This is a genomic window from Rhodoferax sp. RT5P35, assembly GCF_056521385.1.
Genome location: NZ_JBWMAX010000289.1, coordinates 1 through 1,120, shown reverse-complemented (window position 1 = coordinate 1,120; position 1,120 = coordinate 1). Strand labels below are relative to the sequence as shown.

The following is a 1,120-nucleotide window of genomic DNA, read 5'->3' as shown; positions in this document are numbered from 1 at the left end:
CGGTGGCCTTCATCTGGGCCTGCATGGCCAGCCTGGCCGAAGCCACCATGGATGCCATGGCCCGCGAGCCCGAGGCCGCAGATGCGTACCGGCAGAGGGGGTTCGAGATTCTGTGGAACGGCATTTCCCTGGCGAAGTAGCGTTTTTTTTGTATATTTTAATTGCGTGATTACTCACGCATAAAGGAATGCGGATGGACTGGACTGTGCAAAATATTCCGCCCCAACACGGTCAGCGGGCGGTGGTGACCGGCGTGGGCGGCCTGGGGTTCGAGACTGCGCTGGCCCTGGCCGCTGCCGGGGCCGAGGTCATCCTGGCCGGGCGCAATGCGCACAAGGGCGCGGAGGCGGTGCGGCACCTGCTGCGCATGCTGCCCCAGGCGCGGGTGCGGTTTGAACTGCTGGACTTGGCCAGCCTGGTGTCCGTCTACAGCTTTGCCGACCGGCTGATCGCCGAGGCGCAGCCTGTTCACTTGCTGGTCAACAACGCGGGGGTGGTGGACGTGGCAGCCCGCGTGGACGAGATGACGGTGGCGCGGATCCAGCGCATGTTCGACATCAACGTGCTGGGCAGCTTTGTGTGCGCACGCGAAGCCGTCAAACGCATGAGCACCCGTTTTGGCGGGGCGGGCGGTGCCATCGTCAACGTCTCCAGTGCGGCAGCGCGCCTGGGTGGCGCGGGCCAGTACGTGGACTATGCCGCGAGCAAGGGCGCCATCGACTCACTGACCATCGGGCTGGCGAAAGAAGTGGCGCTGGAGGGCATTCGCGTCAATGCGGTGCGACCCGGCATCATCGAGACCGACATCCATGCCTCGGGCGGCCAGCCTGAGCGGGCCCGCCAGATGGCGCCGCTGGTGCCGATGCAGCGCGCCGGCACAGCGATGGAGGACGCGCAGGCGATCCTGTGGCTGCTGTCGGGCGAGTCCAGCTACACCACCGGGTCGATGCTGGACGTGGCGGGCGGCCGCTAGACACGACTTGCCCGCGGGTAGACGCGCCGGTCGGACGCCCGCCTGTCCACGGCCTTGCAGCTTGATATGGATGTGGCCTGCCAGCCACCCGGCATGCTAAGCTGACCGTCCTTTCACACCATGTCATTGACGATTGGAGCTGATCAA

General features: G+C 65.8%; 1 protein-coding gene. It reads left to right on the top strand.

The window, feature by feature from the left end; genetic code table 11:
- Positions 1 to 193 precede the first annotated feature (193 nt).
- Positions 194 to 973 (top strand): SDR family oxidoreductase, encoded by a 780-nt coding sequence (locus AC097L_RS25700; RefSeq protein WP_479589530.1) that lies wholly within the window; start codon positions 194 to 196, stop codon positions 971 to 973.
- Positions 974 to 1,120 lie beyond the last annotated feature (147 nt).

Bases quoted from the DNA above. Each gene is read 5' to 3' on its own strand.
- AC097L_RS25700 (WP_479589530.1), top strand. From the start codon at position 194: ATGGACTGGACTGTGCAAAATATTCCGCCCCAACACGGTCAGCGGGCG.